This window comes from Kribbella sp. NPDC048928 (genome assembly GCF_043197975.1).
Classification (GTDB): Bacteria; Actinomycetota; Actinomycetes; order Propionibacteriales; family Kribbellaceae; genus Kribbella.
Genome location: NZ_JBICUC010000009.1, coordinates 65,359 through 79,299, shown reverse-complemented (window position 1 = coordinate 79,299; position 13,941 = coordinate 65,359). Strand labels below are relative to the sequence as shown.

The following is a 13,941-nucleotide window of genomic DNA, read 5'->3' as shown; positions in this document are numbered from 1 at the left end:
TCAAATCCAGCGCGCATCCGAACCCGACCGCACTCATTCTGTCGGCAGCCGCCAACCGGTCGCTCTGCGTAGCGGCGTGTCAGGGCGTACCGAAGGACGGGTAGTGGAGGTCCCGCCGCCCGGCGCGCACGCTCGGCCCGACCCGCTGCCTGGGCGGAAAGGGCACCACTACCCGTTGTTCGGTACGGGTGCTACTCCTCGCAGTCCGAGGGGGTGCAGGTGTTGGGGAGGGCTGCGGCGATGCGGTCGAGGAGGGTGGTGAGCTGGGCCTGCTCGTTGGGGGTGAGGCGGTCGAAGAAGTAGTTGCGGACGGCTTCGACGTGGTCGGGGGCGGCGGCGTCGATCGCCTTCCGGCCGAGGGCGGTGAGGCGGACCATCGAGCCGCGGGCGTCGGAGGTGCACTCCTCGCGGCAGACCAGGCCGCGCTTCTCCATCCGGCTGACCTGGTGCGACAGGCGGCTGCGCTCCCAGCCGACGGAGCGGCCGAGATCGCGGGTCCGCAGGACGCCGTCCTCCGCCTCGGACAACGGGTGCAACAGGGCGTAGTCGGCGCCGGACAGGCCCGAGTTCGTGATCATGCGCGCCTCGAGCGCACGCATCAGTTCGCGATGCGTGTCGCGGTACGACTGCCAGAGTCGCGCCTCACGCTCGTCGAGCCACTGCGGTTCCTTCATCTGCCCATTGTACGGACAGACGTTGACATGTCACCGAGTCCGCTACGGCGTGCGGGAAAGGGCCACGGCAAGCCCGATGGTGCCGGCCATCACCAACAGCTCGAGGACCGCGAGCTGACGGAACGCGGCCGGGTCGCCGGTCGCCAGCCGCGGCAGCGTGCCCTGGCGGTGCTGCCACCCGATGAAGACCAACGCGGTGAACGCAAGCGCCTTCCCGAGCACCAGCACCCCGTACCCCGTCGTCACCCACTGCGTGATCAGGCCCCACCCACCTTGCCGACCGTCGAGGTGAATCTCTGCGGTCAGGAGTCCGGTGATGCCGATCGTCACCGCGCACACCAGCGCGAGCTTGCTGAAGATCTCCGCGGCCTCGCGGGACCGCGAATACCGCAGTACGGCGCCGAGCCCGCCGACCCACGCACTGGCGGCGGTCACATGAACGACGAGCGAAACCGTCGCGAGAACCGACCACAGGTTGGTTCGGTCGATCGCACCATGACCGGTCAGCAGCGGACCGATGAGCGCGGCGACCGTGAGCACGGCGGCCACCCGGGCAGCGCGCAGCGTCTTGGTCCCACTGAGGATCACGGCGAGTACGGCGGTGAGTACGACCGCGACCGCCAGCGCGCGGACCTGCGTGATCTGGCCGGCCGAGTCGGCGTGCTCGGCCAGATGCGAGAGCGGGATACCGAGGATGACGGTCGCGGTCGTGATCAGCCCGCCGATACTCGCAACGGCCCAGATCCCCGCGGCGAGCGCGGCGTCCTGACAGGCGTGGATCGCTTTGGCACCGAGCCTTCCGCCCTTCGCCGGCAGGAACAACAACACCGCCAGCAGTGCTCCGGCGGTCGCGACCGTGGCGGCGTCGGCGACGATCCGCAGCACCAGGACCGCCCAGGAGACACCGAGCCCGGCGCCGAGCAGTCCGTCGGCCGGCTTCTGCGGAGCGCCGCCCCCGGCGTACAGGGCGCCGACCATCACAACGAGGCCGACGGCAACCATCCCGAGCACGGCCAGCCGGATACGCGCTCCGGCGGACCGTGCGGTGCGTTCGCTCATCACGACGCGGGTCGGCGGCGGACGATCACCACAGCGAGGGCCACGACGACGAGCATCACCAGGCACATCGCCACGATGGTGACCGTGTTGGAGCCGCCCTCCTGCTGGGTTGTCGAGGTCGGTGTTCCCGGGTCGACGGCCGGGTGACCGGCGTGCGTGACGGTGAACGTACCGGAGATGGTGATCGGGTGACCGTCGGCCGAGACCACACGCGCCTCGACCGTGTACTTGCCGGCCTCGACCATCGCGCCGGCCGGCTGCGTGACCGTGTTGTCGACCACCTGGACGTCACCGCTCGCGACGTTCTTGCCGCTCGGTGAGTTGATCTGGACCTGTGTCCCGTTGGAGCCGACCGGCTCGTTGAAGGTCAGCACCACCTTGGTCGGCGGTGCGGCCATCGACGAACCGTCGGTCGGCGTCATCGACTCGAGCTTGGCGTGCGCCGCCGCCATGCCGGCGGAACCCGCCAGCATGAGCAGCGACGCAACCAGTACTGCGATCAGTCGGCGCACGGCTACTTCCCGGACTCCGCGGCGACCCGGCGTGACCGCAGACCGAAGGCCAGACCGAGCAGCCCGACGAACAGCCCACCGCCGCCGAGCCACCGGGCCAGCGAGTCGGACCCACCGTCGTCGGAGGTCGTCGCCGCGACCGGGGTGATCGCGGCGGCGAGCTTGAGCGTCGGCGCCGGGTGCTCGGGCTCGTCCGCACCGTCCTTCGCGACCTCGGCCCACTTCACCACCTCACCGTCGCTGTAGGTCTGGTCCGCCGGGAAGCTCAGCGCGTCGACGCCTTCCGGCAGCTTCCCGACCGACAGCGCGAACTCGTCGAAGTCGTTCGGCGGGATGCCGCCCGCGGTCGCGGTCCAGGTGATCGTGGTGATCGCCTTGGTCAGAGTGACGTCGCCGACCTTGACCGCCGACGGCAGCTTCTCCTCCTTCTTCTCCACCTTCCACCCGTCCTTCACCTGCGCACCGACGTGCGCGAACGGATGGTCCTTGGGCAACGAGACGACGAGCTTGGTCGTACTGGTGTTGTCCGACTCGGTCGGCACGCGGAAGACCAGCTTCGCGTACCCACCGGGCTTGGCGTCCGGCGAGGACACCGTGACGTGCGCCGACGCCGAGCCTGCGGCGCCGATCACCACGAGCGCGGACGCCGCGGCGATCGCGGCCGCCCGCAGGGCGAATCTCTTGGGCATGAAAGAGCCTTTCAGGGCCTAACTTCGGGGCATACGAGTAGTCCGGCGCAAGCGCCGGTTCAGACAGCTGCAGTTACTCGTACGCCGGGCGGTCCGCGGCCCGAAACGCTCGTACCGAGACGGACCCCGATCGGGGTCCACGAAATGAAGAAGCCCGGAGCTGTCGGGATCACCGCGAGCGCGCGCAGCACCGGAAGCTCCGGCAGCAGTCGCGCGAACACTCGCAATACTCGCCGGGCCCACCGATGCGTGCCACCGACCGCCAGCACCCCGGCGATCAGCGCGGTCAGGTGGGTGGCCGTCATCATCAGGCTGCCGCTGATCGGCATCCCGTGGTGCATGGTCGCCGAATCCAGCGTGACGTGGACGAACAACTGGACGCCGGCCAGCACCAGCGCGGTCAGGACCCGCTCCCCTGCCAGGTACTCACCCAGCAGCCAGCAGACCCCGGCCAGCGCGGCCAAGGGAGGTACGACGCCGAGCGGCACCCCGCCACCCCCGACGAGCGCGTGACCGATCACCGCCACCGCGACGCTCAGCGCCGCGACCACGGATGTCGTCCTGCTCTCGGTCGGCATGTCGATCCCCTCGCTCCAGCAACTCTACGGACAGCGACCGACGGCGGTTCCCCCGGGAGACGTGCAACCTGTTGAGCCACCTGGCACGTTAGATTCGGCATGACTGGGGAGAGACACGGGTGAAGCCGGACACGGAGCAGGACTACGTCGAGTTCGTGACCGCGCACGCCAACTCTCTGTGCCGGACCGCCTACTTACTGTGCGGGGACTGGCGGCGCGCCGAGGACGCCACCCAGGAGGCACTGATCCGGATGTACCGGGTCTGGGGCCGGATCCAGCGCAAGGGCGTGGTCGGCGCGTACGCCCGGAAGGTCGTCGTGTCGACCACCTTGGACGCGCTCCGCCGCAAGTCCAGCCAGGAGGTCGTCACCGGCGAGGAGTACTTCGCCAACGAGACCGTGGTCGGCGATGCGCTCGGCCTCGTCGAGAACCGGATGGTGATCACCAAGGCCCTCGCCGAACTCCCGCCCCGGCAGCGCGCCTGTGTCGTCCTGCGGTACTTCGACGAACTGTCCGTCGAGGAGACCGCGCTCGCCCTGGACTGCCGCCCCGGAACCGTGAAGAGCCAGACGATGCGCGCCCTGGACAAGCTCCGCGCGCACCCGTCGCTGGCCGAACTCTCCGAACTGATCGGGATGGAGGCCTGACATGGGTGACCTGAAGAACTTGATGGATCAGGCCGCCGAGCGCGGTACGACGTTCGCGCCGGACATCACCGAGCTGGTGTCGGCCGGGCGTCGCCGCGAGCGCGTGCACCGCCTGATGATGACCGGGGTGACCGCGGCGGCGGTCGTGATCGCCGCGGTGCTCGTGGGCCAACTCAACACCACCCGCGCCGAGCCGCAGCCTGCAATGCCACCGGCACCGGCTCCGACCACCGACCTGTGCGCGAAGTCGGACAACTTCCTCGGCACCGCCAACAACAAGGGGTATCGCCTGCAGATCGTCAGGAACTGGAGCGATGTCCTGGTCGGGGACTCCGACGCCGACGGCTCGATGCTGGTCCGCCGGTCGCCGGACGGATCGCAGGTCGCGTACTGCGTGGCCGGCGTACCGATCCAGGGCAAGCCGGTAGGCGGCTTCGGGTCGACACTGCTCAACACCGGCATCATCACGCGGCCGTACCAGATCCAGCGGTACTGGAGCAGCGCCTGCGGTGACAAGCCGGTTGATCCACGGGACTACGGGCAGTGCCAAGGAGCCAGGTACAGCTACGCGGGCCGGGTGCCGGAGGGAGTCACCCGGATCGCGTTCTCGGGTCTCGGTCAGCAGGCCGACGCCACCGTCAAGGACGGGTACTGGACGCACCGGATCTACACCGCCGACAACACGAATCTCAACACCGACCCGGTCTACATCACCATGTACGACGCCTCGGGGAAGCAGGTGTTCCGGGTGAAGTACTGACCCCTGCGATGATGTGCGGATGGACGTAGCGGTGCTGGAGGTCGGGGGAAGCCATGTGACGGCGGCCGTGGTGGCTGCGGACACCTGGCAGGTGACGGAGGTCGACCGGGCCAAGCTCGAGTCGCAGGCGGCGGCCGCGGAGGTGGTGTCGCAGCTCGCGGACGCGGCCCGGAAGTTGCCACTGGCAAACGGTCTGGCGGTCGCGCTGCCGGGTCCGTTCGACTTCGACACCGGGGTCGCCTGGTACCGCAACCAGGGCAAGTTCGATCAGCTGTACGGGTTCGACCTCGGCGGTGCCCTGGGCAACGAACTCGAGGCCGAGCTGAGCGGGAAGCGGCCGCTGTTCATGAACGACGCCGAGGCGTTCGCGGTCGGCGAGTGGACGGCGGGCGAGGTCCGCGGCGTCGAGCGCTGCGTCGGCGTGACGATCGGCACCGGCATCGGAACGGCGTTCCTCGTCGACGGCCGGGTGCTGCGCGAGGGCCCGACGGTCCCGCCGGGTGGTGAGCTCTACAAGACGTCGTACGCCGGGAAGCCGCTCGAGGACTCGATCTCCGCCCGCGCGATCCTCCGCCGGTACGCCGAACGTACCGGTGCCGAAGCGCCCGGCGTCAAGGAGATCGCCGACCAGGCCCGCGCCGGCGACACCGCCGCGCAGGAGGTCCTCACCGCATGCTTCACCGACCTGGCCAACGCACTGAAGCCCTGGATCGACGCCTTCGGAGTCACGCAGACCGTCCTCGGCGGCTCCATCTCCGGCGCCTTCGATCTGGTCGCGTCAGCCCTGGACTTCCCCGCCTCCGCCACCCACGACACCGAACAGTCCGCCCTGATCGGCGCCGCCGCGCATTTCCTCCGCACCGCGTAGCGGACCCCAGGCCCATCACAATCAGCCGCACCGGGCCCAGGCCCGCTCAGCGACGCGGCAGCACAGCAGTTGTGATGGCCTGGCGGACCGCCGTTGTCGGTGACTGCCGTTACGGTCGACTCCGTGAAGATCGCCGCGCCTCGCCTTCGTACCCAGCTGGAGTCTGCCGTCCCGACCGAGGTCGAGGACGAGGAGCGGTTGCTCGATCTCGGGCTGGAGGACGTGGACCTCAGCGATGTGGAGGCCGAGCACGTCGAGATCGGCGGTTGCCGGCTGACCCGGTGCAAGCTGGCCGGCTCCGAGCTGGAGAAGCTGATCCTGGTCGACACCGAGCTGACCCAGTGTGACCTCGCGAACTCGCGCTGGGCGGACGCGGCGCTGACCCGGGTCGCGATCGGCGGCTCCCGGATGATCGGCTTCGCGGCCTCCGGAGCGAGCTTCCAGCACGTGACCGTCCGCGACACCGTGCTGGACTTCGCGTCGTTCCGGTTCACGAAGTTCCTGAAGGTCGAGTTCTCCGACTGCCGGCTGCAGAGCGCCGACTTCGTCTCCGCTGACCTGACCGGCGCCACGTTCCGCAACTGCGACCTGTCCGGAGTGGAGTTCTCCCAGGTCAAGGCGTCCACTGCGGTCTTCGTCGACTGCATCTGGGAGGGCGCGAAGGGTCTCGCCTCGCTGGCCGGGGCGACCGTCGCCGCCGCCTCGCCGATCGACACGCTCGCGTTCACCAGCGCGGTGACCGCGGCGAGCGGTATCACACTTGCGCACCCCGACGAGCTCGACTGACTGATCACCGCAGCCGAGCCCTGCCCGGGGTGAGCCTGCCCACGCCCGGGCCGGTTCGGCCGGAGGGCCCATTAAGGTGGGCCTGTGACTGACTCGACGATCATCTACACCCACACCGACGAGGCTCCGGCGCTCGCCACGTACTCGTTCCTCCCTGTCGTCCAGGCGTACGCCGGCCAGGCCGGTGTCGGCGTGGAGACCCGGGACATCTCACTGGCAGGCCGCATCCTGGCTGTCTTCCCGGAGTACCTCAAGGACGACCAGCGGATCGCGGACGCGCTGACGGAGCTCGGTGAGCTGACCCACCGGCCCGAGGCCAACATCATCAAGCTGCCGAACGTCTCCGCCTCGGTCCCGCAGCTGAATGCCGCCGTCGCCGAGCTGCAGTCCCAGGGCTACGCCCTCCCGGAGTACCCGGACGAGCCGAAGACCGACGAGGAGCGGGAGATCCAGGCCCGCTACGACAAGATCAAGGGCTCCGCGGTGAACCCGGTGCTGCGCGAGGGCAACTCAGACCGCCGCGCACCGGCCTCGGTGAAGAACTACGCGAAGACCCACCCGCACCGGATGGGCGCGTGGACCGGCGACTCGAAGACCAACGTCGCGACGATGGACAGCGACGATTTCCGCGCCACCGAGACGTCGGCCGTGATCGCGGCCGACGACACTCTCCGGATCGAGCTGGTCGGCGAGGACGGCACCACCACGGTGCTGCGCGAAGCGATCCCGGTGCTCGCCGGCGAGGTCGTCGACGCGTCGGCGCTGCACGTGGCCGCGCTCCGCGAGTTCCTGACCGCGCAGGTCGCCCGCGCGAAGGCCGAGGACGTGCTGTTCTCCGTGCACCTGAAGGCCACCATGATGAAGGTCTCCGACCCGATCATCTTCGGCCACGTCGTCCGCGCCTTCTTCCCGCAGACCTTCGCCCAGTACGGTGACGTACTCGCCAAGGCCGGTCTCTCCCCGAACGACGGCCTCGGTGGCATCCTGAACGGGATCGCCGCGCTGCCGGAGGGCGCCGACATCAAGGCGTCCTTCGACGCCGAACTGACCGCCGGCCCGAAGCTGGCGATGGTCGACTCGGACAAGGGCATCACGAACCTGCACGTCCCGTCGGACGTGATCGTCGACGCGTCGATGCCGGCCATGATCCGTACGTCGGGGCACATGTGGGGCCCGGACGGCGCCGAGGCCGACACCCTCGCCGTGCTGCCGGACCACAGCTACTCCGGCATCTACCAGGCCGTCCTCGACGACTGCCGCGCCAACGGTGCGTTCGACCCGGCCACCATGGGTTCGGTGCCGAACGTCGGCCTGATGGCGCAGAAGGCCGAGGAGTACGGGTCGCACGACAAGACGTTCGAGATCCAGACCACCGGCACCGTACGGCTGGTGAACAAGGCCGGTGACGTCGTCCTCGAGCAGGCCGTGTCGGCCGGCGACATCTTCCGCGCCTGCCAGACCAAGGACGCCCCGATCCAGGACTGGGTCAAGCTCGCCGTCAACCGGGCCCGGGCGACCGGCGACCCGGCGGTGTTCTGGCTGGACGAGACCCGCGGCCACGACGCGCAGATCATCGCGAAGGTGCAGACGTACCTGGCCGAGCACGACACCGAGGGCCTGGACATCCGGATCCTCGCGCCGGTGGACGCGATCACGTTCTCGCTGGAGCGGATCCGGCGCGGCGAGGACACCATCTCGGTGACCGGCAACGTGCTGCGCGACTACCTGACCGACCTGTTCCCGATCCTCGAGCTGGGCACCAGCGCGAAGATGCTGTCGGTGGTGCCGCTCATGGCCGGCGGCGGTCTGTTCGAGACCGGTGCGGGCGGTTCCGCGCCGAAGCACGTGCAGCAGCTCGTCAAGGAGAACTACCTGCGCTGGGACAGCCTCGGTGAGTTCTTCGCGCTGGCCGCCAGCTTCGAGCACCTCGCTCAGGCGACCGGCAACGCGCGGGCCCAGATCCTGGCCGACACCCTCGACCGGGCGACCGCCACGTTCCTGAACGAGGACAAGTCGCCGACCCGTCGGGTCGGTGGGATCGACAACCGCGGCAGCCACTTCTACCTGTCCCTGTACTGGGCGCAGGAGCTGGCCAAGCAGACCGACGACGCGGAGCTGGCGAAGGCGTTCACCCCGCTCGCCGAGGCGCTGGCTGCGAACGAGCAGACCATCGTCGACGAACTGCTCGCCGTCCAGGGCACCCCCGTCGACCTCGGCGGCTACTACCAGCCCGACCCGGCCAAGGCCGCCGCCGTCATGCGCCCCTCCAAGACCTGGAACACCACCCTCGCAACCCTCTGACCGCAAGTCCCGAGCGCCCGGCAACCCACGTGGTGGCCGGGCGCTCGTACGTTAATTGGGCGGCGTCGCCGGCCGCACGCTCCTAGACTTCTGGAGCATGACAGCTTCCCGATCCGTGCTTGCTGCGCAGGCGACGGACTTCCCCCGATGGTTCCAGGACGTGATTGCCAAGGCCGAGCTCGCCGAGAACGGCCCGGTGCGGGGGACCATGGTCGTACGACCGTATGGGTACGGGATCTGGGAACTGTTGCAGGAGGCAATGAACCGCCGAATCAAGTCCACCGGCGCCGCGAACGCCTACTTCCCGCTCCTGATCCCCGAGAGCTATCTGCAGCGCGAGGCCGAACACGTCGAGGGCTTCAGCCCCGAGCTCGCCGTGGTGACGCATGCCGGCGGCAAGCAACTCGAAGAGCCGCTGGTGATCCGCCCCACGTCCGAGACCGTCGTCGGCGAGTACATGGCGAAGTGGATCCAGAGCTACCGTGACCTGCCCCTGCTCCTGAACCAGTGGTCGAACGTCGTCCGCTGGGAGCTCCGTCCCCGGCTGTTCCTCCGGACGACCGAATTCCTCTGGCAGGAAGGCCATACCGCGCACGCGACCGCCGAGGACGCGCGCGCCTTCGCGACGCGGATCCTGTCCGACGTCTACCGCGACGTGATGGTCAACCTGCTGGCGATCCCGGTGGTGGCCGGCCGGAAGACGCGCCGGGAGCGGTTCGCCGGCGCGATCAACACCATGACCCTGGAGGCGATGACCGGCGACGGCAAAGCCCTGCAGATGGGGACGTCGCACGAGCTCGGACAGAACTTCGCCCGCGCGTTCGACATCGGCTACCTGTCGAACGAGGGCCGCCGCGAGCTGGCCTGGACGACCTCCTGGGGCAGTACGACGCGGATGGTCGGCGGCGTGATCATGGTGCACGGAGACGATGCGGGGCTCCGCGTCCCGCCCTCAGTCGCCCCCGTACAGGTCGTTGTGCTCGCCATCAAGGATGAAACGATCGCCGCGGCCCGGAGCATCGCGGACGACCTGACCGCGGCCGGTGTGCGCGTCACGCTCGACGACCGCGCCGACCAGCCGTTCGGCCGCCGCGCGGTGAACTGGGAGCTCAAGGGCGTACCGATCCGGATCGAGGTCGGCCCGCGCGACCTGGCGGCCGGCACCGCCACCGTCGTACGCCGGCTCCGCGGCTCCACCAAGTCCGCCGTCGGCCTCGCCGAGCTCACGAACACGGTCGTCGAGGCGATCGACGCGGATCAGCAACACCTGCTGGCGGAAGCGACCGACCGCCAGAATGCCCGCATCACCACGGTGTCGACGATCGACGAGGCGGTGGAGGTGACCGCCTCCGGCTGGGCGCGGCTGCCGTACGACACGGTCGGCGAGGAGGGCGAGGACCGCCTCGCCGAGTCCGGCGTGACGGTCCGCTGCCTCCAGCGCCAGGACGGCTCGCTCCCGATCGAGGACAACGAGCCGGACCTGATCGCGTACGTCGCCCGTTCGTACTAACGGTTGTAGGGCTCGGCCTGCAGCTTCAGGCCGGAGGCCGAGCCCGGCGTCGTGACGGTGACGGTGCGGGTCTCGCCGGGCAACAGCCAGAAGTAGTTGTCGGAGTACGTCGCCGGCAGCACCCGCTCGCCCGCGTGATCCCGCAACGACAACCGCACCATCGCCGCGACCACGTTGCCGGTGTTGCGGACGGTCGCGGTCAGCGCACCGTTCCGGGTGCTTGCTCGTACGTCGAGGCGCGCCCGACCGAGCTGGTTGAGCGCCTGCATGGCATTCGGTTGGCGGTACCGCCAGTAGGTGTTCTCCGAAAGGACTTTGCCGCCGCTGACCAACGTCAACCTGAGCAGGTGGAGATCGGGCAGCTCGTCGCCGAACTCCACCTGGAAACCGTCCGCTTTGTTGCTGTCCGCAACTGTCACCGAACCGGAGCGAGTTGCCAGTCGGCGTCCGTCGAGGGCGTACACATCGGCGTTGACAGTGCCTTCGAGCGGCTGTGTCGTGTGGTTGACGACCACCGTTGTCCAGTCCGTCCGGTTCGCCTGGACGTGGATCGGCTCGCAGCCTTTGCGGGCGCCGTAATAGCTGCCGTTGACGTCCAGGTCGTAGTCGTAGGTCTGCCAAACGGTCGAGTGCCACGCCGGGTGCGACATCCAGAGCAGCAGCGCCGACGCATCGCTCCACAGGTGCGCGTTCCAGGCCTCGAACATCGCGCGCAGGTTCTCGTAGTTCACGAACTGCGCCTTGCGGGTGAACTCCTCCAGCCCACTCGACGACCCGAGCCGTTCCTCGATCGCCCCGAGGTACGTGTCCGGCCGCTGGTTGCCGTGCGTGGACCAGTCGTGGTGGTACCAGGGCGTACCGATCGGCCAGCCGGCATCGTCAGCACCGACCAGGTTCCGCATGCTCTCCACGACCGGGATCGTCGGCATCCCGATCTCGGTGTGGAACCCGAAGTTGAACGTGTCGTAGGTGTTCGCGTCGAAGTACTTCACCGGATCGACCCAGTAGTACGGCCCATGACCGGAGACGAACCCCGCGGCGGAGTTCGGCAGGTACAGGATCTCGTCGTCCTCCTCGCGGACCGCGGCCGCGATCCCGGCACCGATCGCGGCCGGCGGAGTCTCTTCGTTCGCGCCGCACCAGATCACGATGCAGGGATGCGACCGGTAGCGGACGATCGTGTCCCGGGCGATGCCGACATACCCGGGCAGGTCGTCGGTGAACGGTCCTGCCTCCCAGAAGTCGTTCCAGACCAGGATCCCGTTCTCGTCGCAGGCCTGGTAGAACTCCTCCCGCGTACTGGACCCGATCCAGTTCCGGATCATCGTGAAGTTCATGTCCCGGTGCATCCCGAGGACCGCGCTCATCCGGTCATCAGGCATCCGGCGGAGCAGTTCGTCCCAGCCCCAGTTGCCGCCGCGGCAGAACACGCGGACGCCGTTCACACCGATCTTCAACGGCACCGGTGCGTTGCTGACCGTCTCGACGTCCGTCCAGGTCTCGCCGTCCTGGGAGACCTGGACGGTGAACAAGAGTGCGTACGCGGTCTCCCACAACAAGTCGAGCTGATCGAAGGCCTTCGGCGCTCCCAGATCGACCTGGATCCACTCATCGTCGTTGTACTGCGAGGACCACCGGCTCTTGTCGTTCCCGTCGATTGCTTGCGACGCGGGACTCCCGTCGTCCGATGACGCCGTCGCTGTACCGGTCCGCGCCAGGTCCACCGACGGATCGGTGGAGTCCTTGATCGCCAACGTCCACAGCGAATAGCCCCACCCGGTCGCGCGACGACGCCCTTGGACCCGGAGGTACTGGGCGGTCTGCTGGGCGAACGTGACGGTCTGCGGCGCACTGTTCGTCGCCGGATCGATCACGATCGGCAGGTCGTAGTCGTACGAGAACTCGCGGATCCCGAAGGTGCTTGTCCTGCTGTCGCTCACCGCACCAGCGACGGACGCGGTGACAGTCAACTCCTGTAGCGCCGGATCACCGTAGCCGTTCGGCCACCACAGTTGTGGGTTGTCGATCGTCACCGTGTCGAAGGGAACGTTCGTGGTGGCGTTTGGCTGGATGGTGATGGTCTTGCGGGCCGTATGCCCGGGGAACGTTGCCTGCACCGTAACCGTCCGGGCCGCGGCGGCCGCGTTGCGTACTGGGACCGTGATCGTCACGGTTGCACGGTCGCGGCTCGGGACCTTGGTGACGACGCGGGGATCGCCGACCACCGCGTCACCGGTGTAGCGGAGGCGGACGTGGTTCCAGATTCCGGCGGCGCGGTCGCGGACCGCGGGCATCCAGTCCCAGCCGGATGCTGCGAGCAGCGTCGGCGAGTCCAGATACAGGGTCGCCGATTGAACAAACGATTGCCCTGCATCGCCTTTGTCGCCGGCGGTTCCGGGATGCGGCATTGGGGTGATCCGAACAACGAGGGCGTTCTTCGCCTGCAGCGCCGCGGTGACGTCGAAGGCGGCTCGCGCGAACGGGTGCTTCACGGATCCGACGGACGTCCCGTTCAGCCACACCTCGGCGAGATGGTTCACGCCGTCGAACTCCAGCCAGGCCCGCCCGCTGCCGGTCGGCCGGTCGAACTTGCGGTGGTACCACCACGCATGCCGACTGAGCGCTTCCGGAACCTCGAGGTTGTTCATGCCTTCGACCGGATCCGGCAGATGCCCTTGCTCCACAAGCGACCCCAGTACGGTCCCGGGAACCGTCGCGGGCAGCCACGTGGACGTGTCAGTTGCCGGTTGGGCGAGCACCGCGCCATCCGACGTACTCGCGAACTCGTCCATCGTCAGCGTCCAGCCGGACTCGATCGGGTACGTCCCGTCCGCGGCCTTCCGCAGCGCGGGCGGTCGATCCAGGTGCCGGCCCCAATCGGTCCAGCCGGTCGCCTCGGGACGATGCGCTCCAGTACTGCCGTACACCTGGAAACCGTTCAGGCCAAGGGCATTCGTGTTCGCCTGGCGGGTCCCGGTGAGTCGCACGTACTGCGCAGTCACCGGCGACGGCAGCGCAATCTCCACCGCGCCGCCGGGGCTGTTCGTCGCCTGGTGCACGGTCTGCCAGGACGTGCCGTCCGTCGAGGTGTCGACCCGGAAGTCCAGCGGTGAACTGGACAGCAACTCCTGCCCGGTCGTGTTCCCGTACGGGTTGCCGCCGGAGAAGTCGAAGGCAGGATCCTGAGCGGTCGCCTCGAACGTCAGCCGTACGGACTCCACCCGGCACCGCGCCTGCAGGTCGACCATGATCCATTGCGGGTCCGTGCCGCCGGCCCGCCAGCCCGATCCGCGGACGCCCGGGACCGCGAGGCCGTCGACGGCGAACTCCGGCGGCGTCGCGGCGTACGCGGTCGACGACGCCCGCACCGGACGGAACCGCGCCAGGTCGGTGGTCTGCGCCGGTGGTGTTGCACGGGCGGTGGCCGGCAGCGTCCAGGACGCGAGCAGTCCACCACTCGTCGCGAGAAAAGCCCGGCGGGACACAGGATCGAGCGGCACAGGAACCTCCCAGGGGCGGCGGGGATATTTATGAATTAACCACCCGGGAAGTTACTT

12 protein-coding genes are annotated in these 13,941 nt (G+C 68.7%); 6 read left to right on the top strand and 6 right to left on the bottom strand.

Going from position 1 to position 13,941, the window contains the following annotated elements; genetic code table 11:
* Nucleotides 1-191 precede the first annotated feature (191 nt).
* Genes ACGFI6_RS33280 through ACGFI6_RS33260 form a run of 5 tightly spaced genes read right to left on the bottom strand, consistent with a single transcriptional unit; the run spans nt 192 to nt 3,512 of the window.
* Nucleotides 192-674, bottom strand: coding sequence for a MarR family winged helix-turn-helix transcriptional regulator (locus tag ACGFI6_RS33280; RefSeq protein WP_393125691.1), 483 nt, complete (start codon nt 672-674; stop codon nt 192-194).
* Between the two features lie 42 nt (nt 675-716).
* The gene (locus ACGFI6_RS33275; protein ID WP_393125689.1) at nt 717-1,733 is read right to left on the bottom strand and encodes a copper resistance D family protein; all 1,017 of its coding nucleotides are present in this window, start codon (nt 1,731-1,733) and stop codon (nt 717-719) included.
* A complete protein-coding gene (locus ACGFI6_RS33270; protein WP_393125687.1) occupies nt 1,733-2,245 on the bottom strand; it encodes a copper resistance protein CopC in 513 nt (170 codons plus the stop codon). Before ACGFI6_RS33270 ends, ACGFI6_RS33275 begins: the two co-directional genes overlap by 1 nt.
* Before the next feature lie 2 nt (nt 2,246-2,247).
* Nucleotides 2,248-2,934 carry a YcnI family protein gene (locus ACGFI6_RS33265; RefSeq protein WP_393125685.1) on the bottom strand — a complete coding sequence of 229 codons (687 nt, stop codon included), beginning with the start codon at nt 2,932-2,934 and terminating at the stop codon, nt 2,248-2,250.
* Nucleotides 2,935-2,993: 59 nt separating this feature from the next.
* A complete protein-coding gene (locus tag ACGFI6_RS33260; protein ID WP_393125683.1) occupies nt 2,994-3,512 on the bottom strand; it encodes a hypothetical protein in 519 nt (172 codons plus the stop codon).
* Between the two features lie 119 nt (nt 3,513-3,631).
* Here ACGFI6_RS33260 and ACGFI6_RS33255 point away from each other — a divergent pair, with 119 nt between their 5' ends.
* The 6 genes from ACGFI6_RS33255 to proS all read left to right on the top strand — a co-directional run bounded on the left by ACGFI6_RS33255 (nt 3,632) and on the right by proS (nt 10,384).
* On the top strand, nt 3,632-4,159 hold the full coding sequence (locus tag ACGFI6_RS33255) for a SigE family RNA polymerase sigma factor (protein WP_393125681.1): 528 nt from the start codon (nt 3,632-3,634) through the stop codon (nt 4,157-4,159).
* Nucleotide 4,160: 1 nt separating this feature from the next.
* On the top strand, nt 4,161-4,919 hold the full coding sequence (locus ACGFI6_RS33250) for a hypothetical protein (RefSeq protein WP_393125679.1): 759 nt from the start codon (nt 4,161-4,163) through the stop codon (nt 4,917-4,919).
* A 19-nt stretch (nt 4,920-4,938) separates the two neighbouring features.
* The gene (locus ACGFI6_RS33245) at nt 4,939-5,787 is read left to right on the top strand and encodes an ROK family protein (RefSeq protein WP_393125677.1); all 849 of its coding nucleotides are present in this window, start codon (nt 4,939-4,941) and stop codon (nt 5,785-5,787) included.
* Nucleotides 5,788-5,910: 123 nt separating this feature from the next.
* The gene (locus tag ACGFI6_RS33240; protein ID WP_393125675.1) at nt 5,911-6,573 is read left to right on the top strand and encodes a pentapeptide repeat-containing protein; all 663 of its coding nucleotides are present in this window, start codon (nt 5,911-5,913) and stop codon (nt 6,571-6,573) included.
* A gap of 84 nt (nt 6,574-6,657) precedes the next feature.
* Entirely contained in the window at nt 6,658-8,874 is a 2,217-nt protein-coding gene (locus tag ACGFI6_RS33235; protein WP_393125673.1) for an NADP-dependent isocitrate dehydrogenase, read from the top strand.
* A gap of 97 nt (nt 8,875-8,971) precedes the next feature.
* Nucleotides 8,972-10,384, top strand: coding sequence for a proline--tRNA ligase (gene proS / locus ACGFI6_RS33230; RefSeq protein WP_393125671.1), 1,413 nt, complete (start codon nt 8,972-8,974; stop codon nt 10,382-10,384).
* Here the strand turns inward: proS and ACGFI6_RS33225 are convergent.
* Nucleotides 10,381-13,884, bottom strand: a complete 3,504-nt coding sequence (locus ACGFI6_RS33225; protein ID WP_393125669.1) for a discoidin domain-containing protein — start codon at nt 13,882-13,884, stop codon at nt 10,381-10,383. The two genes, proS and ACGFI6_RS33225, sit on opposite strands and share 4 nt — an antisense overlap.
* Nucleotides 13,885-13,941: the final 57 nt, after the last annotated feature.